Below are 23,468 nucleotides of genomic sequence, written 5' to 3'. Positions count from 1 at the left end.
AAAGAACTTATTCTTTCTTTAAAACATTAATAACCTCTGTAAGTTCATCAACAAGTTGTCCTGGGTTTCCAGAATATCCTTCAGATGTAAAACAAATCTGTCCGTTTTTGATGACTACTTTTCTAGGAATGCCGCTTGACTTAAAGATTGCTGCGTATTTAGAAAACGATTCGTTATTCGTTCCCCCGCCTTTTTTCATTAAATCAAAATAAGTATCCAGTTTTAAACCTTTTTCTTTTAAGTAAGCCAATGCTTCTTTTTTGTACCCTTCTTTGGTTTCTTGAGTGCTAATGAAATAAATTTCAACGTCTTTATCGCCTTTGAAGTTGTTTACCAATTGCTGCATTGCTGGAAATGCTTTTTTGCAAGGGCCGCACCAAGTTGCCCAAAAATCAATTACTATAATTTTACCGCTGTCCAAAGCCAGTTGTTTTACTTTTCCGTCTGCTGCCTGTACTTTAATTGCCGGCGCAGGAACTGGGTTCATCAAAGCGATCTTTTCGTCAGGCTTGTTTTCTTTTTTTAATTGCTCCAGATAAGCAGGAAAATCAGCTTCTTTTTTTCCTTCTTTTAAGTACGCTTCTTTCAATTTAGCTGTTGATGCTTCAGATAAAGTGTTGGCTCTTGCCGCAATTTTTAAAACATCAATAGTTGGTTTGTTTAATGCTTCTAAGGCTTTTACATGAATATCGTTTACACTTGCTTTTTCATAACGTTTTGTAAATGGAAGCAATTCAAAAGTTTCTACAATTTCTTTGTATTTTTTCAGCATATCGTACATACGAATCTGAATCACTAATTGATCGTTAAGCCTATCCTTAGCATTTTGATTTGCTTGATTTGGTGACCAGTAAATTCCCTGCATGTATGACAAGTCGTTTACTTTTTCCTGCATTAGTTTAATCATTGGTACAGCCATTGTTTCGATAACGGCAGCATCAACTGTTTTTAAATACAATGCTTTAGAGATATTTTGGTGATAAGCATCATTCAAATTCGCAAAATTCATAGTTGGAATCAAAGCCAAAATGCTTTTGTAATCTTTGGTCTCAAAATAATATCCAAACTGCATTTTTACGATATTATCATAGAAATATTTTTGAGAATCAGGCACATCAGCATTGTATGGAAAATCAGCTAAAAACTGATTAATTACTTTGTTTCTCTCTGCCACATCTGAAATCGGCATAATTTTTTGATAGGCTCTGAATCTTAAAAAAGCCCCTTTTGGAAATTGCTTTTGAATAACAGTTTCAAGAGAATCTGCTTTTGCTTTGTCTTTTAGTTCAAATAAATAAATATTATGCGCTTTAAGATAAACTTCTTCTGGTAATCCGTTCATTTTTTTTGTAAAATCGCCTAAAAAACGACTTCCTAATTCTTGAAATTTTTCTGGTTTTTGCACTTTTAGCACTTTAAAATACGTGTCAAAAAATTCAGGAAACCTATTGCCATTAGAAGCTACTTCTTTTTTTAACCAATATTCTGTAGCATCTCCATCGATGGTAAAATCTTTAAAATAACCACCAAACTGAGAATTAAAATCTTTGTTTCTAAAGGTTGCCCAAGCTAAATCTGCTCCAGGCATTTTTACTTTTGGTTCTTTAAAAACCACTAAAAGATATCCGGTATCCTGTCCAGTATCTGTTACAATTCCGTTATCTGTGTTTCCATAAAATTTGAAAGCCATAAAAGCGCAGTTTTTAGGAACAGTGTAACTTACATTCCAGACAACACCGTTTTTCTTCATTTTAAGGTCTTCGATTTCCCATCTGTAATCGTTAAAAACATAGGCATAACCATTAATTTCTTTGATGTTTTCCAAAGGCCCGCCTTTTGCATCGTAAGTCATACTTAAAGCCATTCCCGGAGTGGGAACGTCTGCCATTCCTTGTAATCTGGTTTTAACTTCCTGAGCAGAGATCTGTAGGGTAAAGGCGCAGAACACCAATACCAATAATTTGATATTTAATATTTTTTTTAACATTGCAGTGTTTTATTTCCCCAGTTCTGGGTTTAAGTCGATATAATTTTGATTGATTGGGAAAACATATCCATCGCTGTTTGGTGCAAGGGTATAAGTCTGGCCTTTAAAAACTCTGGTATAGGTCTTTTGATAAGCAGGATCAAGATTTAATCTTTTTTGATCAAACCAGCGGAATCCTCTTCCTATCAATTCTTTTTGTCTTTCTGTTAAGGCTAAATTTAAAGCTTCGGAATTTGTCGCAGCGCTGAGTTGATAGGCTGTTCCGTCTTTGTATCTTTTTGCTCTTAAAATATTGAGATAGTCTACAGCATTTTGAGCTTGTCCTAATCTGGCAGAACATTCTGCAGCAATTAAATACATTTCAGGAACTGAAACTCCAACATTTATTCCGTTAGTGTAACTGTACGTATAGATTCCAAAACCTCTTCCTGTGTGAGCAGGGTAGAAGTTAGTTCCTGGCGCAGTGTAATAGTTATAACGTAAATCATCAGCGCTGAAACTGCTTAACAGCTCTGTAGACAATGGCGCGCCATTATAAGTAAGCAGTAAAGTTTTAGAAAATATAACTTCTGGATTCTGAATCAAAACGGGATAGCTGAAACCAGAAGCAAATGTTTTTAGATCGATTAAACCATTTTGCATTTCTAAAGCTTTTTGTGCATTGTCCAGACTTAACTGATACGATCCCATGTACAAATACGTTCTGGCAAGTAATGCATAAACCGCTCTTTTGGAAGGAAGAACATTGAACTCTGGTGTATCCTGAATATCATTTGCTAATGCGCTTTTTAAATCAGAGATGATTTGATCGTAAACTTGACCAACTGTACTTCTTTCTAAAGAAGAAAATAGTTCTGCTGTCAGCAATATTGGAACTGCTTTTTCTGAATTGGCAGATTTTGGGTCAAATTGCGGTCCATAGGTATTTACCAATTGTAAATAGGCAAATGCTCTGTGAACAAAGGCTTCAGCATAAATTTCTTTTTTTTCTGCATCTGTTCCTTTTTCGCTGCTCATTACACCATTTATAATTACATTACTGTAATAAATGGCTTTATATAAACCATTCCAATCAGAATCTCCTTGAGACGGATCATAGATTTTGTCCTGCCAAGTGTAACTGTTTCCCCAAATGGTTGAAACCCCATTTTGGTACGTTGTTGGAAATTCTACATCTGCATTTGCAAGCAGATAAATTCCTCCTGCTACAGTCATGCTTTCGTAATTGTTAGCCAAACCTCTGTAATCAGAAGTATATTTTAAGATTCTGTTGTTTCCTACTGGTTCTACTTCGACATAATCTCTACAAGAGTTAAATAAAAGTACAGGCAGGAAAATATTTAGTGTGAATTTTAGAAATTTCATAAAATCTATTTTTTAAATTAAAAACTACAATTAAACTGTAAAGTATAATTACGCTGTGGTGCAAGTGTATTATAGTTATTGTTTGATAAGTACTGAGGATCAATATTCTGATCATTTTTAACCCACAATAATCCTAAATTTCTTGCTGCAAAATTGAAACTCAAAGACTTTATAAAAGTTTTGTCTAAAAATTTTGAAGGAACGTTGTAGCCGAATGAAATTTGCTGTAATCGAATGTTATCGGCAGGAAGCACATTGATGTCGGCCATTTGATAACGGTTCAAACTGTTGTAACTAATGTTAGTCAATCCAGGAACATTTGTAAATGCTTCGTCACCAGCTTGTCTCCAACGATCTGCAACCAATTCGTCTTTAGCCACAGCACCGTATTGAACGCCTGAATAAGTAGGATAATTTTGCAATACAGAGTTTCTAAATACGTGCCCCATGAAATAAGTTATCTGAGCTCCTAATGTAAAATTGTTATAAGATAAATTATTCATAAAACCTCCAAAATAGGGAGCAACAGTAGTTCCCATATATTTTAAATCCTCTGGAGCAACTGCAGAAATACCTTGAGATGGTGTTATAGTAGTTCCGTCATTTTTAAAAATAGTAGACTGTCCTGTAGCATCAAGTCCTGCCCATTTGTAAGCATATAAAGAGGTTAAGGGTTTGCCTTCTATTTGTCCCGAATTAATATACTGATTAGTAGTGGTGGCTTTAAAACGAGAATCTGAAACCTCATTTGTATTGTAAGCAAAGTTGAAATTACTAATCCATTTAAAAGCTTTGTTTATTATAATTCCGCCAATATTTACGTCAACTCCATGTCCGTCAAGTGTAGCTGTATTATAATTTAAATAACTCCATCCATAGGTTGGATTGTAAGGAACATTGGTTAAAATATCATTCGATTTTTTGTAGTAAAGATCCACACTTCCGCGCAGGCGGTTATTAAAAATTCCATAATCTAAACCAAAGTTCAATGTTGTTGTTGTTTCCCATTTAATCTCAGCATTTTCTGGTAATGAAATATATGATGTTGGCAATTGAGTATTGTAATCAATTGATCCAACGCCAATAATAGCACTATTACTTCCAAAACCTCCACCAGGAGCACTTCCTGCTTTACCATAGGTTACCCTTGTAGATAAGTTATCCAGCCAGCTTACATCTCTTAAGAAAAATTCCTTGTTAATATCCCATTTTGTCCCTACAGACCATAATGGCAGCGCTCTGTTTTTTCTTGAAGCACCTAATAAGTTGTAATCATCAAAACGTACACTTCCTGAAATGTGGTATTTATTCATGAAATCATAAGAACCTAAACTATAATAAGACAAATAACGGTCTCTGAATTTGCTGATACTGTTATCAGAAGTTCCTATGTAAGTCTGCCATCCATAAATTGTAGTATAATATACTGTAGGGTTTACAGATGAACCTGAGTTGGTGTCAGTATCATAACCATAAAATCTTTGGCCTGATCCTTCTCTTCGTTCTTCTCTTACTTCTGAACCAGCTAAAAAGTGCAGGCCGTTATTCTCGTTGAAATTTTTATTAATATTCATCTGAAAACGCATACTCTGCGAATCATTTTCAGCATTTGAGTTATATAAATATGCTCCAACTGGAATACCATAAACTAATTTTCCAGCTGTGTTAACAGAAGTTGCTTCATTGATTGCGTTTCTGCTGTAATAGCTGTCCAGCTCACTCAATGATCTGGTTTTATTTGAAATTTTAGTATACATTCCAGATGCTTCAAAATTTAACCAATCGTTAACTGTTGCCGTTAAACTTGCATTCAGCCTTATGTTGGCGCCTTTTGTAACTACGTTAGAGTAGTTTATTTCATCCAGATAATTGTAAGTCCAAGGCAGATATCCTTTATCTTCAAATCCTTTCGCTATTTCGGGTCTGAAAATAATATAGCGATCGATGCCGTTTCCATTTTCGTCAGCAATCATGTCATAAGGACGTAAAGCCGTTGTTGAAACATTTGACAAAGCCTCGTTTGCCACAGTATTGGTTTGATAACTTGATGAAACGTAGTTAACACCAGTATTTAATTTCAGGAAACTTTTCAGCTGAAAGGAATTGTTTAGTGTTACATTGTAAGACTTAGATTCATTACCAATCATAGCTGCCTGATCTTTATTATAACCTAAAGACAAGTAGTACGTGCTTTTATCGCTTCCTCCGCTTACAGACAAATCATACTGGGTAGTGGCAGAATTTTTTAATAAATATCTGTTTATTTGACCCAGATTATCATTTTGCGACAATTGGTTTAATAATTGGTCTCTTTCGTTAAGGGAAATTTCTCCTCTTTGTTGTCTAAACATGATTTGCTGTGCAGCACTTGGATTTTTTGCCTGCCAGTTATTAAAGTCATCCGCTGCAAATCCGCCGGCAACCAAATCTTTTTCATAGTCTATATACTGAGCCGTATTCATGACGCGCAGTTTTCCTAAATCTATTTTCTCACCAATTGTAGTTGCGGTGCTGAAATTTATTGTAGGATCATCTTTTTTACCTTTTTTAGTAGTTACAACAATTACTCCATTTGCAGCACGTGAACCCCAGATAGAAGCCGCGGCAGCATCTTTTAAAACGGTAATACTTTCTACATCATCTGGATTTAGATAACTTAAAATTGAAGAGCCTGGTACACCTCTTCGGCTGAATTTAAAATCATTGTCAGATTGTGGAAAACCGTCAATAACTATAAGCGGCGGACTACCGCTATAACTATTTGTTCCTCTAATAGTGATGTTTCCACTTCTTGGATCCACATTTACACCAGCCATTTTTCCTTCCAGTCTTGAGGCAATATCTACGGTTGGAACTTCAGCAAGTTCTTTGGCGCCTATTACTTCAAAAGAACCGGTTACTCTTTCTTTTGGAAGAGCAGTATAACCATTAGAGGCTTGAATTTCAACGCTGTGAAGTTCTAAAACATCTGCGATAAGTGTTGCACTAATAGTTCTTTTATTATTAACAGGTACAGTCAAAGTTTTATATCCCAGCGAACTAAAAACAATAGTATCATTTGGTGAAACATAAATTCTGAAATCACCTTTAGTTCTGGTTATGTCCCAAAGTTGTTTTCCTTTTAAAGTAACATTTACACCAACCAGCGGAGCACCTTTTTTATCGGTTACTGTTCCTGTTAGTTCATAATCTAATTGCTCTGGTTTTTTCTTGTTTCTTTTTACAACAACCTGTTTGTCAATAATATCATAAGTTAAATTATTGTTTTTTAAGGCATTGTTTAAGATTTCTTCTAAAGTCGCGTCTTTGTCCAATGTAATAGTATTGGCAGATTTAAGCACATCATCATTGTAGAAGAAAACATAATTGGTCTGTTTCTCTAAAATAGAAAAAACATCAATTAACGGCGTGTTCTTGAAACGAACATGTATTTTATTTTGTCCTAAAGAAGGGTTCGCATATAAACTACACATACTTATCCAAATAAATGCAGTAACAGATCTCATAAGCAGCAGATATAGGTAATAGTGGTTTCGTCCAGAAAAATACTTTTCTGAATTATGTTTTTTATTCATAATTTTGTTTTGATTTAAAGAGATAGTCAATTAGCGTTGACTTTCAGTTTTACACTGCCAAAAGATGCTTCCAACATCTTTTGGTTTTTTTTTGGTTAGTTTTTACAAATAAGGTTGATATGTTTATTTTGGTCTTATTTCATAGGCTTTGGTGGTTTTTAGAATTGATTTTTTTATTTATTTAATTGTAATAGTTCTTTGGTTGGCGTTAACAGTACAGTTGTTATTGGTAATGCTTGACAAAGCAGCAGCCAATGAATTAAGGTTTTCATTTAAAGCAAAAGATCCTGAATAATCTGCCTCTAAATTTAAATCTGCCCCTTTAATAAAATCGATTTTATAATATTTTGAAAGTTTATTTAAAATAGTATTCAAAGACTGGCTTTTGAAAGTAAAATAACCTTCACGCCAAGACAATATTGATGCAACATCTTTTCGTTCTACTTTAAGCTGTTTCTTATCTTTACTAATAGTAGCAATCATTCCAGGCGTTAAGTCTTCCTGAAGTTCCTGATTGTTTAAGAATGCTTTTTTGGTGTACGTAATTCTAACTTTTCCTTGTAATAAAGCCGTTTGAACAGTTTCATCTTCTGGATAAGAACTTACATTAAACACCGTTCCAAGTACGCGGACATTGCAATCTTTTGTTTTTACAAAAAAGGGTTTTGTTTTATCATGAGCGACATCAAAAGCAGCTTCACCAGTTAAATAAACCTCACGGATAGATCCTTCAAATTGAGTAGGATAAATTAATGAAGAACCAGAGTTCAGCCAAACTGTTGTTCCGTCAGTCAAAACGATCTGTGTTCTTTTACCGTAAGGAACTCTAACTGTATTAAATGCAGAAGCGCTGTTTGAATTTGTGTTGATAGCTTGTTTTCCAACAGTAACTTTGTCACCATTTTTTCCATAACTAATAATTGAACTGTCTTGTACCGCAATAGTCTGTTGATTTTGTAACACAAGAGAAATATTCTCTAAATCTATATTAGAATCGGTTGTTTTAGTTTCGGCGGCAAAACGTTCCAAATCGGTTTGAGGTTCGCTTTTTGGAGTTTGGTTTATAAGTAAAGTGACCAGTAGTGCAATACTAGCAACAGCAGAAAAGGCAAGAAATCTTTTATTTCTCCTTTTTCTAGATTCTTTTTGCTGTAATTCTATTAGGCCAAGATGAATTTTACCCTTTAAGGATTCTTTTTCATCATTTGATATTTTGTTGAAATTAATTTTCAAGGCGATGTTTTTATGGGGTCTATATTTATAAGAGAACAACTCTTTGAAAACATAGACAAAAAAAATAACCTTTTTTTAAAGTTTTTTTCTGAGTTCTTTCAAACATCTGTAAATCAATGTCCTGGAGGATTCAATGGAGATGCCTAAAACAGAAGCAATTTCTTCATAAGGCTTGTCTTCGTTAAATCTTAAGAATAAAGCTCTACGCTGTTTTTCGGTAAGTTCTTCCATCGCAAAAGCCAGTTTTGAGTTTAGCGCTGTAGTATTTTCTTCTTCAATTAAAGTATCCTCAAAAGAAAGTTCTTTAAGTATAACTTCATCGTAATCAGAGTTTATGGAAAAAGTTTTCTGAGAAGCTTTGTGTTTTTTTAGAACATTTCTTTGTGTAATTTTAAATAAATACGATTTAACGTTTACACTTTCGGCAAGTCCGCTTCGGTATTTATAAATATCTAAGAAGACATCATGAATGGCATCTTTAGCAATCGAAGATTCGTTAGTATATTGTAAAGCAAAAGTAAGTAAAACATCAGCATAGATATCATATAGCTTTTCAAAGGCGGTAATATCACCTTTTTTAATCTGCTGCCATAAAAAAATATCTGATGTGGTATTCTCCATTTAAGGAATAAAATTGCTTGAGTTTTGGAACAAATCTATAACTTTTATCAGTTGATAAGATAATATTTCGAATATTTCGCATGATTTTGAAGTTTTTTGCCGAAAAAATAGCGATAATTTTGTTAAAATTTAATTTTAAGATAAACCTGTGTCATCAGAAGTTCTTTGTGAATTAATGGTAAAGAAATGATTTCTAAACCTTAAACAATAGTACACTAAATAAGGGGAATTTTCGAAAACTATTTATTTACTAAAATTGTAGCATAAAAGAAGGGTTTTTATTATATTTGATTAAGGAACCTTCGCAGCAGCAATAACACCAAAAATTATTAGTTAATTGTCCTAGTTACTCCTTGTATTCCCAGCCAAATAATGCAAATAACCAATTAACACCAATACAGATAAAATTGACAATTAAAAAAGTTACAAACCAAAAGTCTAGGCGTTACGCATTACAATGGAGTTAATAAATAATTCAGATCTCTTTCAAGCCGTTTTTAACTCTGTACCCAATGGTATTGTAGTTATAAAGTCTTTATACAATGATAAAGGAAAAGTAGAAGATTTTTCGATTCTGCTTCTCAATAATTATATGCTTAAATGGGTCGATAATGTGAACTATGAAGGCAGACGGTATAGTGATATATTCCCGAATGTCAATGAAACTAATGTTTTTGAAGAGTTAGTTAGAACTGCAGAAACAGGAGAAACTTCCAATTTTGAGCAATGGTATGAAGGTATCGGATTTAAACATTGGTTTCGATTTACCGCTGTAAAGCAGGGTGATCTCCTCATTATTTCAACAAAAAACATCACAGAAAAAAAGCAGGCAGAAACAGCATTAAAAAACGCACTTATTGTTGCAGAAAAGCAAAAACGACTTTACGATTCTGTTATAAACAATACACCAGATTTGGTCTATGTATTTGACCTAAATTATAAATTTACGTACGCTAATAAAGCCTTACTTACTATGTGGGGCAAGTCGGCTGAGGATTCTATTGGGCTTGGTTTACGCGAGAATGGCTATGAAGAATGGCATGCATTAATGCACGAAAGAGAAATTGATTATGTAGCGGCCGAAAGAAAATCAATTCGAGGAACAGTATCTTTTCCGCATGCAGAATTAGGAAAACGTGTTTATGACTACATTTTTGCCCCCGTTTTTAATGAAAAAGGAGAAGTTGAAGCCATTGCTGGAACAACCCGCGATATTACAGAGATAAAACTGGCAGAAGAAAAACTGCAGCAAAGCGAAACTCGTTTTCGCAGTATGATTGAGCAGTCGCCAATCGCCATGCTGCTTTCAAGAGGTGAGGAGGTTATTATTGAAACCATCAATAAGCCGATGCTTAAATTCATGAATAAAAGCAGTACAGATGAAGTTTTAGGAAAAACAATGCTTGATGCTTTACCAGAACTAAAAGGACAGACAGCACTGCAAATTGTAATTGATGTGCAAAGAACCGGAATTCCATTTCGAGGAGAAGAACAGCCTGTCGATTTAGTAATAAATGGTAATATAGAGCGTCGTTATTTTAATTTCTCCTACGATTGTATAAAGGATACAGAAGAAAAATTGACAGTTTTACATGTCGCAGTTGACGTTACAGATCGAGTACTGGCTAGAAAAAGACTGGAAGACAGCGAAAGCAGGTTGAAATCTGTGATTGACCAGACTCCAGCGGCGACATTAATTTTAAAAGGAGATAATCTTGTCATAGAACAGATTAATAAGCAAATGCTGCAGCTTATTGGCAGAGGAGAAGAAATTGTTGGTATGCCATTAATTGACGTTCTTCCAGAATTAGAAGGACAATATGTTTGGGAGCAGGTGCAGAATGTTTATTATAAAGGAATTGCCTTTAACCAAAGTGAAGTTCTTGTTCCGCATAATCGTACAGGTCAGTTAGAAAACTATTTTTATAACCTGGCATATCGTCCTTTGATAGAAGAAGGAAAAATAACAGGAATGATTCAAGTGGCGGTCGATGTGACCCAGCAGGTGGTGGCCCGACAAAAAATGCAAGAAAGTGAGAACCGTTTTCGAGCTTTGGTTAATGCCTCGTCAGATGTGGTTTACCGCGTAGATGCCAATTGGAATATGATGCGAAGCATGCATGGAGTAGGCTCAGTTTCAGATTCTGAAGAACCTGTTTCCAAATGGTTAGAAAGATTTTTTCATCATAGTGATCGCGAAAAAGTAACTAGTTTGATTGCTAAATCTATTGCAGATAAAACTATTTTTCAACTAGAACATAAAACGACTCACAAAGATGGCAGCGTTGGCTGGACATTTTCTAGATTGGTTCCTATCTTAGATGAGCAAAACAATATAATGGAATGGTTTGGTGCAGCGAGTGATATTACTTCGCAAAAACAACTGCAGCAAATTATTAAAGATAGTGAGGAGAAATTTAGACAACTCGCAGATCTGGTTCCTCAAATTATTTGGACAGGTAATCCAGATGGGTTTGTAGATTATTATAACAGACGCTGGTACGAATATACTGGATTTGATGAAAATGGATATGGTGATTCAAGCTGGGTGCCAAAAATGCATCCAGACGATGCTGATTTTGTTCAAAAGGAGTGGTACGAAAGTGTTAACACTGGTATTTCGTATCAGTTGGAATTCCGTTTGAAGAATGGAGCTACGGGCGAATACCGCTGGTTTTTAAGTAAAGCACTGCCGATAAAAGATAAAAAAGGTGTTATTACAAAATGGTTTGGCACCTGCACAGATATTCACGAACAAAAGACTATTACAGAAAAATTAGAAAGTCTGGTTGTAGAGAGAACCAAAGAATTACAGCGTTCTAACGATGACTTACAGCAATTTGCGCATGTTGCATCTCACGATTTAAAAGAGCCGGTTAGAAAAATAAAAACATTTGTAGGCCGCCTTGAAGAGCATTTAAACGGAAAGTTAGACGAATCTACTTCGAGATATATTGATAGAATTCATGTTGCATCTGACCGTATGTTTAATATGATTGACGGGGTTTTGTCTTATTCTAAAATCAACGCAGACTCGCAAAAAACGACTTTAGTAGATTTAAATGAAATTATAAAAAATATAGAAATTGATCTGGAAGTATCTTTACAGAAAACTGGCGGAAAAATTTACAGCCAAAATCTTCCCGTGTTAGAAGGAGCATCTGTGTTGCTTTATCAGTTATTTTATAATCTGATCAATAATTCTATTAAATTTGCAAAGAATGGTGTACATCCTCAAATAAAAATTACAGCAGAAAAAATCATTCAAAAGGGAAAAAACACAGCTGTAATAACTTTAGAGGATAACGGAATAGGTTTTGATAACGATCAGGCCGCACAGATTTTTGAAACGTTTACACGTTTGAATTCTAAAGATCGTTATGAAGGAACAGGATTAGGATTGTCACTTTGTAAAAAAATTGCAGAGCGTCACGGCGGTACTATTACTGCTTCTGGAGCTCGCGACAAAGGAGCTGTATTTGTGATAACACTGCCGATAGAGCAGATCGAAAATGATATTTAAATTATGGAAAAAATGACAATATTGCTAGCCGATGATGATATGGACGACACAGAAATGTTTTGCGAAGCATTAGCTGATGTAGATGAAAGCATAATGTGCCATTGTGCCATAAATGGAAGTGAAGCCATAAAAATGCTTAACGAGTTAAAAGAACTTCCAGATATTATTTTTCTGGATCTAAATATGCCCATTATGAATGGCTGGGACTGTCTGAAATTTTTAAAATCAGACGATCGCTATAAAAATATACCGGTGATAATGATTTCAACGTCATCACACAAAAATGATTTGGACACAGCAACCAGTTTGGGAGCTATTTGTTATTTTGTTAAACCAAATAATTTTAATGATTTAAAGCATGCTCTTAGATCTATTACCACTAATATTCAAAAGGGACTAAAAGAAGTAATCGCAAGTCTTCATACCGAAGGTTTTCGACATCTTTTCAGTTGTGAAGAAAGTAATTTATAAAATACACATCAAGAAATGTGACTACATAATTTGATGTGTATTTTCATTTGGATCTGAATCAGGAACAGGCGGAGTTTCAATTTTATCGTCCCAATGTCCCCAATCTCCTTTGTACGATCTTAAGAATATTAATTCGTCATTTTCTCCAACGAATAAAATTGTGCTGCAAGGAGATTTCTCTTCTTTTCTAGTATTCATTTTTGTAGTTTCCATGGCTGTGAGGGTATCAAGTTAAGTAATGTCAAAAGTAAATAGACTCGGAATCAATTTGTTATATAATAACTCAAAATAGTTGTCAAATTTTCATTTTAACATCTTAAACAGGAAGCTGGCAATTAGTTTTTTCTAAAAATAAAAAAGCACTTTTAGTTAAAATAAATACAAAATTGTACGTACTTTTGCTCAAAAAGCAACAAACAGTTGAAAAGGTTAATCATCATAGCACTTTCTATTTTAATTTTATCGCCATCATTTGGCAGTCTGTTTGTATATGCATCATTCAAAATCAATCAAAAAGAAATAGCCCAAACCATTTGCGTACAGCGTAAATTGGCATTTAACAGCTGTAACGGACGATGCGAACTTCAAAAAAGCATCAAAAAATATTCTGATAACGAAAGAAAAATGCAGGACAGCTTAAAAGAAAAATCTGAGCTTGTTTATGTTCAAAATTCCATTGAAGTTGATTTTAATATCATTCCTTCAATTGAATCACAAGATAATACCACTACTTTATTCGAAAAGAAACCAATTGGAGCTTCTAATCTTACTTTTCATCCTCCAGTCTAATTTTTAAAGATCACTATTTCAGTTTAATTTAGTTAAAAATTTGACGTCGTTGTTATACAATGATGCAAAACAATGTAATATACTTTCATATTAATAGCGATATGAATTTACCGCAAAACTTGAGTTCTAATTAAGAACGCTGTTTGATTTACATTTCTTTTTTACTTCAAATATTGATCAGTCCTCCTAATTAAAAATATACTTTGAATGTATTTTTAATGAAACAATCCTATTAAAATTTTCACGGCATTTTTGCTTGTTTTAGATTTCAGAATCTGATGGCATTGTGCTGCATTTTAAACAGTTTTTCTAACATTCATTACAAATGAAATCTTTTAAATTTCTAGTCATTGCACTCTTTTGTGTGATTTCTTCCTGTACAATAGACAAAACAGATTACGAAGCCGAAATTGGCTCTGAAGTTCCAGAATATAACGAGTTTAAAGAAGCTGTTTCATTTACCAGCGGTACTTACAAAATAAGCATTGAAGCGCTAAACGGTACTTTTTATAAAGGTTATAATGAACTTCATCTCAAAATCAGCAATACACAAAACAATCAAAATGTAAGTTCATCAGCAGTTACTTTTTTACCCATTATGAGTGCTGCTGACGGAAGCAAAACTTCTTGTCCGCACGAATACAATCTGGAATACGATACCGTAAATAAATATTTCGTTGGATATTCTGTATTCACCAGTGAAAGTATTACAGCAGACAGCTGGAAATTATATCTAAGTTTTACCGCTGATAATCAGAAATATGAGATTAATAGAGAAGTGGCTGTGGCAAAGCAGAGCAATAAAAATCTCAATATGACCACTTTTACAGGGAAAGATAACGAACAGTATAGTATTGCATTAATTGCCCCTCAAAAACCAACCGTTTCAGAAAATAAATTGACGGCAGGAATTTATAAATACAACAAACCGACCACTGCAGCGGGAACTTTTCCAGATCCTTCTCAATTTTCTTATTCAGAAGTAAGCGGTTACACTTTAAAATTAGATCCAAGAATGCCCGAACCGTCAATGGGAAATCATTCTTCGCCAAACAATCAGGACCTGACACAGCAAAATGATGGTTTGTACCACGGAGTTGTCAATTATACGATGACAGGAAACTGGACATTGAATTTAATTATGATGAATCAAAATGGACTGATTATCAAAGGAACCGTAGTTCCAACAGATTTTACGCCCGGAGTTGAAGGTGTAAAAAGTGAACTTTATATTGATACATTATTCTAAAAACATGAAATATATAATAATGTTACTTTTTTTGGGATTGTCTGTAACAGCTCAAAACACTCATGCACATCACGACAGCATTAAAAATTTAGAAGAAGTACAAGTAAAAAGCGCGGCTAAAAAGAAAATAGAAACCGAAATGAAAATGGCCGTTTCGGTTGATGAATTTTTGTCATCATCAGATAATATCAGTTTTATCAAACGAGGCGCGTACGCTTGGGAACCACTGCTAAATAATATGAGCAGTGAACGCTCTACGGTTACGATTGACGGAATGCATGTTTTTGGTGCCTGTACCGATAAAATGGATCCGATAACGTCTTATGTAGAAAGTAATAATCTTTCGACAATTGATATAAAATCGGGGCAGGAAGGAAGTCTTCACGGCGCAACTGTAGCAGGAAGTATCGATTTAAAAAGAAAAAGCACGCCGTTTGGTCTCGCTAAAAAATGGAACGGCGCCTACCAAACTGGATTTGAGTTTAATAATAAGCAGTTTTTTAATCTTGGAAATGTCTCTTATTCAGGCGAAAAATTTGTAGCCGACGGAAGTATTTCCTATAGAAAAGCAGACGATTATTATGATGGAAATAATGACGAAGTAAGACATTCACAATATAAAAAGTTCAACACTTCATTGGGTTTCGCCTATAAAACAAGTGATTTATCGGCGGTAAGACTGGATGCGATTTTTGATATGGCAAAAGATGTCGGCTATCCTGCCTTACCGATGGATTTATCGCTTTCGCGCGCGCTGATTACATCGGCTTCTTATAAACAATTATTTGAAGAAGGATTAATAAAAGTTGTCGATACAAAAATATATTTTAATGCAATTGAGCATTATATGGATGATACCACTCGTCCAGAAAACCTAGTTCATATGGATATGCCGGGCTGGAGTACAACTTACGGATTGGTTTCTAAAGCAAATGCAAAGAGAAATAATTATTCGTCTGAAATACAGTTGAATGCTTACGATAATTTGTCCATTGCAGAAATGAGAATGTATCCGCAGGATCGAAGTAATAGAACCATGTTTGCTTACAGCTGGCCGTGGGTTACGACTCGTTATGCAGGATTATCTATGAATAATTCCTGGGATCTTTCAGAGAAAAGTCAGGTGAATTTAGGAGGTTCTTTGGGGGTAAATTATAATTACTCCAAATATGTAGAATTCAACTGGATATTTCATCCCGGCGCACCGCAGGAAAAAACAAGATTTTTACCGAGTCTTCACGCAGGTTATAATCTGGATATTGATCATTTTAATTTTTCTGTTGGAACGGGTTACGGACACAGAGCGCCTTCGGTTTCTGAAGGTTACGGATATTATATCTACAATAGTTTTGACCGTTACGATTATATCGGAAATCCGAATTTGAAAAATGAAATTTCGTATGAAGGAAATGCAAGCGCAGGTTTTAAAAACGAGAGATTAAGTATTCAGGGAAAAATAAATTACTTCTACATTGAGAATTATATCATTGGAAGGATTTTGAGTATGGGAAGTCCGATGAACTATCAATCTGTTGGTGTAAAAGGGTATACTTCATTAGATTATGCAACACTTTTAAATATGTCATTGAATGCGAGTTATGATATTTTACCGCATTTACATTGGAAAGGAACGCTTACATACGCACGCGGAATGGATGATAAAGGAGGAAATCTGCCTTTTATTCGTCCGTTGAGTTATCAGACTTCGCTTCATTTTATGCATAAAAATTTCGGAATCCAGACTTCTGTAAATGGTGATTTTGAGCAGATTAATTACAGTCCAGAATATGGAGAAGATTTAACTTCAGCCTATACAATTTGGAATATTTCTGCCAATTATAGTTTCAAAATCAATAAAGTAAAAACCGTTGTGCAAGTTGGAGCAGAGAATTTATTAAACGAATATTACAGCACTTATGCCGACTGGGGAAATATTCCAAGAATGGGACGTAATATTTTCACGTCTTTAAAATTCAACTTCTAATAAAAATGAAAAAAGTTTTTAGTTTCACAATGACAATGCTGTTTCTGCTGGTTTCTTTCCAGCAGGGATTGATTATTGTACACTTTAAACTCAATCAGAAAAATATTGAACAGGAATTTTGTGTCAACAAGGCAAAGCCAGAAATGCAGTGTCATGGTAAATGCCATTTAAAGAAAGAATTAGAAAAATCTGATCCTTCCGATTTGGAACTTACCAGCATTGGCAAAAAAATTGACATCGCATTGCTTTCAAGTTTTGATTTTACAATTCCTGTTGTAAAATTTATAAATTCTAATAAAGTATTAACTTATAGGGAACTGGAACTATTAGAACCTTGCCTCGAGATTTTTGTACCGCCGCCTATTTTATTATTGGTTACCTCGCTCAATTAATAAAATAGAAATACAAAAATTAAATTAAAGAAATGAAAAATTTTAAAAAATACCTTTTATCAGCTGCTGCTGCAATAGCTTTCGTATCCTGTTCAAGTAATGATGACAATCCTGTTGCAAACAATGTAACATTGGAATTTGATAATACTTTTAAAAATACAACTATTGTTTTGGGCAATGCGGCGTCTACTTCTGCTACAGTAAATACTTCTGCAGCAGGACAAGTTCATCATTTTTCGGAGTTGAAATATGTAATCAGCAACATTCGTCTTGTAAAAGATAACGGAGATGAAGTTCCGTACAACGTAAATGATTTAGATAAAGGAGCAGCTGTAATTGATCAATCAAAAACGGCAACGTTAAGTTATGTTTTGAGTAATGTACCAGCTGCAACTTATAAGCAGATTAAATTTGGTTTAGGGATTAAACCAGAGCAAAATACTTTAGATCAGGTAAGATTTCCTAATTTTTATGCTGCAGCTGGAGCAAATGATACTGCAATGATGTGGGAATGGGGAAGCGGTTACCGTTTTACAAAGGTAGAAGGTTTTTATGATACTGATAATAAAGCGATGTCTATTCATACTGGAAGCACTGTCGCAGGTAAAAACGGAACTCCATCAAGTTACACGCAAGGTGTTAATGCTTACAGAGATATTACGTTGAACTTGACAACAAATGCAGTGGTAGGAAGTGCAGCTCCAAAAATCAAAATTAAGGCAGATTTTGATAAAATGTTAAGCGGAAAAGTGAATACAATTACTTTATCTACAGGAACTGGCGATAATGACAATGCGACGCCAAACGTTCATACAGCGGCTCAAATGGTAAAATTTGTGGATAATTTGGGTGGGAACGGATCAAGCGATATTACAGGAATGTTTTCTGTTACAAGCGTACAAAACTAAAATTATATTTTCAGAACCGTCTGATATTTAAATAGGCGGTTCTGTTTTAAATTCATTTATAATGAAAAAAATAGCTGGCTTTGTATTGCTTTTATTGTTGTTTACGTCTTGTAACAACGATGATTCTGATATGATTTCTATTAATAATCCCGAAGTTTCACTGAATATTCCGTCTGGATTTCCAGAGCTTAATGCTTTTGTAAGTCAAAACAAACCGACGAAATACGGCGTAGAATTGGGTGAAATGCTTTTTTCTGAAAAGCGATTTAGTGCAGATAATACCATTTCCTGCTCCAGCTGTCATATTCAGGAAAATGCTTTTGCAGATCAACATGCACAAGCGGTCGGAATTGAAGGCAGAATTGGACTTCGTAATACGCCATCCATTCAAAATTTAGCTTTTATGAAGTTTTACAATTGGGATGGAAGTAAGCTCCAATTGGAGAATCAGCCGTTGGTTCCTATTATAACGCATGAAGAAATGGATTCGTCTATTTTGGAAGTTATTGGTAAAATCAAAGATGATGCGATTTACAAAGATTTATTCAAAAAAGCATTTGGAGATGAGGACATTACGCCAGACAGAATTTTTAAAAGTATTGCCCAGTTTGAATACACTTTAATTTCTGCTAATAGCAAATATGATAAAGTAAAACGAAATGAAGCCTCTTTTACCGAAAGCGAATTGCAGGGATATCAAACCTTTCAACAGAAATGCGCAAGTTGCCACGGTACAGAATTGTTTACAGATCAAACTTTTAGAAATATTGGATTTCCCATAAATACGGATACCAATGAAGCTGGACGCGGCAGGGTAACAGGCATTCCTTCTGACTTTATGAGTTTTCGTGTTCCTACTTTAAGAAACATAGAATACACGGCTCCTTATGGGAGTTTTGGACAATTCGCTACTATAAAATCTGTTTTGGATTATTTTGATAATGGTGTTTTGGATGCAGAAAATTTAGATCCGATTTTTAAAAATAATGACAAAAGAATTCAACTTACAGATCAAGAAAAAACAAATCTTATTGCATTTATGAAAACTCTTAGCGATACAGAATTTGTAAAAAAGTAAATCACTGTTAGGATTTCTGAAAAAGGAAAAATAGAAAAAGCTAAACTTATGAGGTTTAGCTTTTTTTTATTCATATAGTTGAAAATTAAGGATTTGTGTTTGTTTTTTTGAATTAAAAGAAAAATTTTTTTCTCAGTGTTTTCAGGTATTTACTAATGTATTAGTTAAAAAACTAACAAATTAGTTTGTCTACTAATTAATTAGTAGTATCTTGCATCAAAATATTTAACCATGATAAAATTAGCGAAACGAGAAGAACAAATCATGCAGGTGTTTTGGGATTTGGAAAAAGCCTTTATAAGAGATATAATTCCATTGCTTCCAGATCCGAAACCACATTATAATAGTGTAGCAACAATTGTAAAGATCCTTGCAGAAAAAGGGTTTTTGAATTATGAAACTGCTGGAAATATGCATTGCTTTTTTCCCATTATCAGTAAGGAAGAATACCAGCAATTTGCTTTGAAGGATATTGTAAGTCAATATTTTGATAACTCGTATCCTAGAATGCTTGCTTTTTTTGCAAAAGAACAAAAACTTTCAGAAAAGGAATTAGACGAAATAGTCAGCATCATTAAAAAAGAAAAGATATGATACCTTATATTTTATACACAGCACTAATTCTGTCAGCCTGCTTTATATTTTATAAACTGCTGCTGCAAAAAGAAACTTTCTTTCATTTGAATAGGTATATATTGCTGAGCTGTATGGTATTGGCTTTTATTCTACCTTTGGTTCCTGTGCCACAGCAATTGTCTTTGAGAAAAACTACTGCTGAAAAAGACATAACACTAACTAAAACTGTTGATGACAACGCTGTAAATACATCTGCAGCAATTGAAAAAACACCAGCACGGCCAACAATTGTTGAAGAAACAAAACAAGTAATCAATGTTGAGTTCCTTTTACAATGTCTGGTCTATTTATACTGGTTTGGAGTTGTAATTTTTGGTCTGAATTTTTTAATGCAGGCAGTTATATTGCTTTTTAGAGCCAATTCTAAATCGGTAATTCAAGATGGTAAATTTCGTATTGTAGAAATAACGGGTGATAAAGCCCCTTGTTCTTTTGCTAATAATATTTTTATCAATCCCGAAAAATACGAGTGGGAAACGTATAATCAAATTTTAGATCACGAAAAAATTCATATTGAGCAGAAACATACTATTGACCTTCTGCTGGCAGAGATTGTTCTTGTTTTTCAGTGGTTTAATCCTTTTGCGTGGCAGTGGCGAAAAGCATTGGAGACCAATCTTGAATTTTTAACAGATGATCAAATGCTGCGACAAGATAAAGTTGAAAAAGAAAGTTATCAATTCAGCTTACTAAAAGTTGCAGCGCCGCAATTTCCTTTGAGTCTTACAACTAATTATAATCAATCATTATTAAAAAAACGAATCATCATGATGAACTCAAAAAAATCAAATGTGCACACCACTTGGAAATATTTTTTCCTAGTGCCGCTAATGGTGCTTTTTGCCTGCCTTTTTAATCAACCGGCAGCGCAGAGTCAAACTCTAAATTCTGGCGGGGAATCTAAACAAGATACAGCTCTTGAAAACGGAATGAAAACAGATGGAAACTGGTTTGCTGTTATCAAAGGCAGTACCATAGAAATTACTTTTAAAAGCGATGAAAATGACAATTCTTCGAGTACTTTTCAATTGAGTGAGATTAATAATCTACCAAGAGATAAGCAGGGTGAGTTTACTTTAAAACGTGAAGCTGGAACAATGCATTTTACAGGGAAATTTGAAGGAGACCGCGGCATGGGAACCTATAAATTTTCAGCAGACAAAGACTACCGAACAACAATGAGCAAAGAAGGCGTTGATTTGAAAAATGACGAAGATTTTCTTGTTTTCTTTATGATTAATGTCAAAGTGTCTTATGTACAAATGCTTAAGAAAAACGGATACAACGATTTAGACAAAGATCAAATTATTCCTCTTGCCGCTTTAGATGTGAACGAAGCTTATATTGCCTCTATTAAAAAAGCAATTCCAGATATTGATTTGGATAATCTTGTTCCTTTTAAATCATTAGGAATAGACAAAACTTTTATTGAAGAAATAAAAAACTCGGGTTATAAAGATGTTTCTGCAAGTAATATTATTGCATTAAAATCGCAGGGAATTGATGCTAAATATATTAATGATTTCCGCTCGGCTAAAAATGAAAGCAAAAACGAAAATAATGGAGAAAACACAGTTAGCAGCAGTGAAGATGATGATGACGACGATATTATTGCCTTTAAAGCTTTAAATATCGATAAGGCTTTTGTTGATTCCTTTAAAAAGATAGGTTATACTAATATTTCAAACAGCGATCTTATCGCGATGAAATCGCTAAATGTAACGCCAGAATATGTAAAAAGTTTTCAAAATGCAGGCTACAAAAACATTGAAGCTGAAAATTTAATTGCATTAAAATCACAAAATATAACTCCAGAATTAATCAAGGAATACAAAAGTCTTGGTTTTGATAATTTAGACTTAGAAGAAGTGGTGGGAGCAAAAGCTACAGGAACTACGCCATCTTTTATTAAATCGATGCGATCAAAAGGACATGACTTTAAAAGCCTGGAGAAATACATAGCCTTAAAAGCTCTTGCTAATAATTAAAAATTAGTACAAAAAAATCAATCAAGTTGTAAGACACAAAAGCCCAAACCGTAATAGGAATGGGCTTTTGTCTTTTTTATAAATATTGTTTTTTAAATGTCTTTTTTCTTTAAACAACGTCCTCTTGGTTCATCGCCTTCATGAAGTACAACCTCAGAGTGCAGGAATTGAGCGGCATCTGCAGAATCTTTTACTTTTACCGCACTGCGTTCCAGCATTTCAGCTTCGAATTCCTTTAAAACACTTTCTCTAATTCCAGCTTTTCGCCATTGAGATAATGGTTTGCATTTTTTTGAAATGCCTCGAGCCAGTGTAAGTGCATCTAATAAAGCTTGATTGGCACCTTGTCCCTTGAACGGACTCATTGGATGCGCCGCATCACCAATTAAAGTTACTGGACCCGCATTATTGAGAAATGCTGCTTGAAGTAAGTCTCGATCATAAACAGGATATCCAGAAATTTTATCTGCGGCGGTAGCCTTCAAAATCTGCGGAATAGGATCGTGCCACTGCGTTCTTCTGCAGGCTTCTTCTTTTAATGCCTGCGGTCCTTGAGCACTTAATTCTTTCGCTTCTTTTTCGGACATCGGAAAACTGAGCTGCCACATTATGGAGTCAGAAGTATAAGGCATCATATAGATTCGTTCGTTGCCATTTGCAGTTTGAAATACGGTAGCAGAATCTAATAGAGAACTCGTAAAACCTTCTAAATTTTTTAGAGGACAAATTCCGAGTATCACAATGCAATCCAGATAACGCAGCGGACTAGCGGCATCGCCAATCACGAGTTTGCGAACAGAACTGCGGATACCATCGGCTCCAACAACAAGATCTGCTTTAAAACTCTTAATTTCTCCATTTACATCAAAATTAAGATTTAAGCTTTGATCTTCGCCTGGTTTAAAATCAATTAATTGATGTCCCCATTTTACAGTATCATGACCGCCAAGCTGTTCCAACATGGCTAATCGCAGCGATTGTCGCGCAATATGCATATTCGTGCGTTTGACAGTGGTTTTTGCTGTAGCTTCCAGCCACTTTCTAATTCCCCATTCTCCAATTACTTTTCCATCTGTGGTGTGAACTAAATGTCTTGTCGAAATTACTTTATCTTCTAAAGAAAAAACACCCAGTCCTTCAATGGCTTTGCTTGCCTGCTGTAAAGTAAGCCCATAGCCTTGAGATCGAGCAGCAAAATTAAGATCACGCTCGTAAAGTGTAAATGGAATGCCGCGATGCAGACAGGCTAGTGCCAAGGCCACACCTCCAATTCCAGCGCCAATAATAGCGACTTGTGGATAATTTTCTGCATCAGCGATAGGATGACTTTCAGCAACGGTTAATCCAGATCCGTTACAGTTTAAACAGGTATAAAGATGTGCTTTAGGACGAACAGGAGCTCTTCCTTCGCCATTTGATTTTTCAAACTCATCAAGTGCTGTTTGATATTCAAGTCGGATTTTCTTGCTCAGTCTGCGGCTTTTTTTACCTCTTCCTTGACATTCTTCGCAAATAGTCCAGCTGGTTTTTTCTATTTCATTTTTTTTCACTTTCACTTTTTTAGCACTGATCTTTAATAGATGCAAATTTAAAGTAAAAGATTCCTGATGCAAATGATATGGTGGTATTTTATAACTTTTAAAAATGATTATATAAGTGTTAAGTGCTG

At 34.5% G+C, this 23,468-nt stretch carries 17 protein-coding genes; 10 read left to right on the top strand and 7 right to left on the bottom strand.

The window, feature by feature from the left end; all coding sequences use genetic code 11:
- Nucleotides 1-7: 7 nt before the first annotated feature.
- The 5 genes from BSF42_RS01870 to BSF42_RS01850 form a co-directional block, all read right to left on the bottom strand.
- Entirely contained in the window at nucleotides 8-1,987 is a 1,980-nt protein-coding gene (locus tag BSF42_RS01870; protein ID WP_095951421.1) for a TlpA disulfide reductase family protein, read from the bottom strand.
- A 9-nt stretch (nucleotides 1,988-1,996) separates the two neighbouring features.
- Nucleotides 1,997-3,352 carry a RagB/SusD family nutrient uptake outer membrane protein gene (locus tag BSF42_RS01865; protein ID WP_095951420.1) on the bottom strand — a complete coding sequence of 452 codons (1,356 nt, stop codon included), beginning with the start codon at nucleotides 3,350-3,352 and terminating at the stop codon, nucleotides 1,997-1,999.
- 17 nt (nucleotides 3,353-3,369) lie between these two features.
- The gene (locus BSF42_RS01860; protein WP_095951419.1) at nucleotides 3,370-6,927 is read right to left on the bottom strand and encodes a SusC/RagA family TonB-linked outer membrane protein; all 3,558 of its coding nucleotides are present in this window, start codon (nucleotides 6,925-6,927) and stop codon (nucleotides 3,370-3,372) included.
- A 177-nt stretch (nucleotides 6,928-7,104) separates the two neighbouring features.
- Nucleotides 7,105-8,160, bottom strand: a complete 1,056-nt coding sequence (locus tag BSF42_RS01855; RefSeq protein ID WP_141248423.1) for a FecR family protein — start codon at nucleotides 8,158-8,160, stop codon at nucleotides 7,105-7,107.
- Between the two features lie 75 nt (nucleotides 8,161-8,235).
- Nucleotides 8,236-8,781 (bottom strand): RNA polymerase sigma factor, encoded by a 546-nt coding sequence (locus BSF42_RS01850; RefSeq protein ID WP_095951417.1) that lies wholly within the window; start codon nucleotides 8,779-8,781, stop codon nucleotides 8,236-8,238.
- Between the two features lie 457 nt (nucleotides 8,782-9,238).
- Here BSF42_RS01850 and BSF42_RS01845 point away from each other — a divergent pair, with 457 nt between their 5' ends.
- Nucleotides 9,239-12,304 carry a PAS domain S-box protein gene (locus BSF42_RS01845; protein ID WP_095951416.1) on the top strand — a complete coding sequence of 1,022 codons (3,066 nt, stop codon included), beginning with the start codon at nucleotides 9,239-9,241 and terminating at the stop codon, nucleotides 12,302-12,304.
- 12 nt (nucleotides 12,305-12,316) lie between these two features.
- The gene (locus BSF42_RS01840; RefSeq protein ID WP_253250958.1) at nucleotides 12,317-12,775 is read left to right on the top strand and encodes a response regulator; all 459 of its coding nucleotides are present in this window, start codon (nucleotides 12,317-12,319) and stop codon (nucleotides 12,773-12,775) included.
- A 21-nt stretch (nucleotides 12,776-12,796) separates the two neighbouring features.
- Here BSF42_RS01840 and BSF42_RS01835 read toward each other — a convergent pair whose 3' ends face one another.
- Nucleotides 12,797-12,988: a hypothetical protein gene (locus tag BSF42_RS01835; protein WP_095951414.1), complete on the bottom strand. Its 192-nt coding sequence runs from the start codon at nucleotides 12,986-12,988 to the stop codon at nucleotides 12,797-12,799.
- 207 nt (nucleotides 12,989-13,195) lie between these two features.
- On the opposite strand from BSF42_RS01835, the gene BSF42_RS01830 reads away from it, so the two are divergent.
- From BSF42_RS01830 to BSF42_RS01795, 8 genes are all read left to right on the top strand, one after another.
- Entirely contained in the window at nucleotides 13,196-13,564 is a 369-nt protein-coding gene (locus BSF42_RS01830; RefSeq protein WP_095951413.1) for a hypothetical protein, read from the top strand.
- Nucleotides 13,565-13,889: 325 nt separating this feature from the next.
- Entirely contained in the window at nucleotides 13,890-14,813 is a 924-nt protein-coding gene (locus BSF42_RS01825) for a hypothetical protein (protein ID WP_095951412.1), read from the top strand.
- A 4-nt stretch (nucleotides 14,814-14,817) separates the two neighbouring features.
- Nucleotides 14,818-16,797, top strand: a complete 1,980-nt coding sequence (locus BSF42_RS01820; RefSeq protein ID WP_095951411.1) for a TonB-dependent siderophore receptor — start codon at nucleotides 14,818-14,820, stop codon at nucleotides 16,795-16,797.
- Between the two features lie 5 nt (nucleotides 16,798-16,802).
- Entirely contained in the window at nucleotides 16,803-17,189 is a 387-nt protein-coding gene (locus BSF42_RS01815) for a hypothetical protein (protein ID WP_095951410.1), read from the top strand.
- Nucleotides 17,190-17,221: 32 nt separating this feature from the next.
- A complete protein-coding gene (locus BSF42_RS01810) occupies nucleotides 17,222-18,097 on the top strand; it encodes an MbnP family protein (RefSeq protein WP_095951409.1) in 876 nt (291 codons plus the stop codon).
- A gap of 61 nt (nucleotides 18,098-18,158) precedes the next feature.
- Nucleotides 18,159-19,175 carry a cytochrome-c peroxidase gene (locus BSF42_RS01805; protein WP_095951408.1) on the top strand — a complete coding sequence of 339 codons (1,017 nt, stop codon included), beginning with the start codon at nucleotides 18,159-18,161 and terminating at the stop codon, nucleotides 19,173-19,175.
- Nucleotides 19,176-19,406: 231 nt separating this feature from the next.
- On the top strand, nucleotides 19,407-19,769 hold the full coding sequence (locus tag BSF42_RS01800) for a BlaI/MecI/CopY family transcriptional regulator (RefSeq protein WP_095951407.1): 363 nt from the start codon (nucleotides 19,407-19,409) through the stop codon (nucleotides 19,767-19,769).
- On the top strand, nucleotides 19,766-21,799 hold the full coding sequence (locus BSF42_RS01795; protein ID WP_095951406.1) for a M56 family metallopeptidase: 2,034 nt from the start codon (nucleotides 19,766-19,768) through the stop codon (nucleotides 21,797-21,799). Before BSF42_RS01800 ends, BSF42_RS01795 begins: the two co-directional genes overlap by 4 nt.
- Nucleotides 21,800-21,891: 92 nt before the next feature.
- Here BSF42_RS01795 and BSF42_RS01790 read toward each other — a convergent pair whose 3' ends face one another.
- Nucleotides 21,892-23,349 carry an NAD(P)/FAD-dependent oxidoreductase gene (locus tag BSF42_RS01790; protein WP_095951638.1) on the bottom strand — a complete coding sequence of 486 codons (1,458 nt, stop codon included), beginning with the start codon at nucleotides 23,347-23,349 and terminating at the stop codon, nucleotides 21,892-21,894.
- Between the last annotated feature and the right edge of the window lie 119 nt (nucleotides 23,350-23,468).

Source organism: Flavobacterium sp. ACN6 (genome assembly GCF_002304005.1).
In the GTDB taxonomy this organism is placed as follows: Bacteria; Bacteroidota; Bacteroidia; order Flavobacteriales; family Flavobacteriaceae; genus Flavobacterium.
This window is presented reverse-complemented; position numbering and strand designations above follow the sequence as displayed.

Excerpts from the sequence above, each read along its gene's own strand:
- BSF42_RS01870 (WP_095951421.1), bottom strand. The coding sequence starts at position 1,987 with ATGTTAAAAAAAATATTAAATATCAAATTATTGGTATTGGTGTTCTGC.
- BSF42_RS01865 (WP_095951420.1), bottom strand. The coding sequence starts at position 3,352 with ATGAAATTTCTAAAATTCACACTAAATATTTTCCTGCCTGTACTTTTA.
- BSF42_RS01860 (WP_095951419.1), bottom strand. The coding sequence starts at position 6,927 with ATGAATAAAAAACATAATTCAGAAAAGTATTTTTCTGGACGAAACCAC.
- BSF42_RS01850 (WP_095951417.1), bottom strand. The coding sequence starts at position 8,781 with ATGGAGAATACCACATCAGATATTTTTTTATGGCAGCAGATTAAAAAA.
- BSF42_RS01845 (WP_095951416.1), top strand. The coding sequence starts at position 9,239 with ATGGAGTTAATAAATAATTCAGATCTCTTTCAAGCCGTTTTTAACTCT.
- BSF42_RS01840 (WP_253250958.1), top strand. The coding sequence starts at position 12,317 with ATGACAATATTGCTAGCCGATGATGATATGGACGACACAGAAATGTTT.
- BSF42_RS01835 (WP_095951414.1), bottom strand. The coding sequence starts at position 12,988 with ATGGAAACTACAAAAATGAATACTAGAAAAGAAGAGAAATCTCCTTGC.
- BSF42_RS01825 (WP_095951412.1), top strand. The coding sequence starts at position 13,890 with ATGAAATCTTTTAAATTTCTAGTCATTGCACTCTTTTGTGTGATTTCT.
- BSF42_RS01820 (WP_095951411.1), top strand. The coding sequence starts at position 14,818 with ATGAAATATATAATAATGTTACTTTTTTTGGGATTGTCTGTAACAGCT.
- BSF42_RS01815 (WP_095951410.1), top strand. The coding sequence starts at position 16,803 with ATGAAAAAAGTTTTTAGTTTCACAATGACAATGCTGTTTCTGCTGGTT.
- BSF42_RS01810 (WP_095951409.1), top strand. The coding sequence starts at position 17,222 with ATGAAAAATTTTAAAAAATACCTTTTATCAGCTGCTGCTGCAATAGCT.
- BSF42_RS01805 (WP_095951408.1), top strand. The coding sequence starts at position 18,159 with ATGAAAAAAATAGCTGGCTTTGTATTGCTTTTATTGTTGTTTACGTCT.
- BSF42_RS01800 (WP_095951407.1), top strand. The coding sequence starts at position 19,407 with ATGATAAAATTAGCGAAACGAGAAGAACAAATCATGCAGGTGTTTTGG.
- BSF42_RS01795 (WP_095951406.1), top strand. The coding sequence starts at position 19,766 with ATGATACCTTATATTTTATACACAGCACTAATTCTGTCAGCCTGCTTT.